Here is a 605-nt window from a genome sequence, read left to right as displayed (position 1 = left end):
ATGGTAAGACTCGACAGCTTATTTAAAGCTCGAACAGCTGCGTAGGCTTCACCTACTTGAGCATCATAATCTCGTAGACTCAGGCTTGAACCAAGAAGACGTTTATATCTCGACATTGCCGTTTCGGATATTGACCGAGAGTGATAGCCCGACGTTTTCTTCCAGTACTCATTGCTACCATGTATGCGTTGGCAAGCAACGGCTTGATTTCTTGGGTGCCCGTCTTCCCAGTATGCTGCACCACTTCTTGGCTTTCCATTCGCCTTCACCGAATACTTTTAGCCCCGTTGCATCAATAGCGAGATGTCGAATTTCACCTCTGATAGGCATTTTAATTGAAACATCAACGTCTTTTGCTCTTCGACTGAKACGGGTGTAACTTGGGCATTGTAGTGACACTTTCATTAACGCCAGTATCGAGTTAATAAAGCCTTCTGTGGCACGAAGTGATAGGTTAAATAGCCGCTTAATCATCAACGCTGTAGTAATGGATAGATCGGAGTATTGATTACTGCGACCACGCCYACYATGAAGAGACGAAGATTCCCATGACGATATTGCTTCTTCATCAATCCAGAAGGTTATTGAGCCTCTGTTGATCAAGG

1 pseudogene is annotated in these 605 nt (G+C 44.7%); it reads right to left on the bottom strand.

From position 1 onward, the window contains the following. Positions 1–603 (bottom strand): annotated as a pseudogene (locus EIZ48_RS28595) (transposase); the annotation flags it as partial. Positions 604–605: the final 2 nt, after the last annotated feature.

Origin of the sequence: Photobacterium alginatilyticum, from assembly GCF_009910675.1 — a bacterium.
In the GTDB taxonomy this organism is placed as follows: Bacteria; Pseudomonadota; Gammaproteobacteria; order Enterobacterales; family Vibrionaceae; genus Photobacterium; species Photobacterium alginatilyticum.
This window is presented reverse-complemented; position numbering and strand designations above follow the sequence as displayed.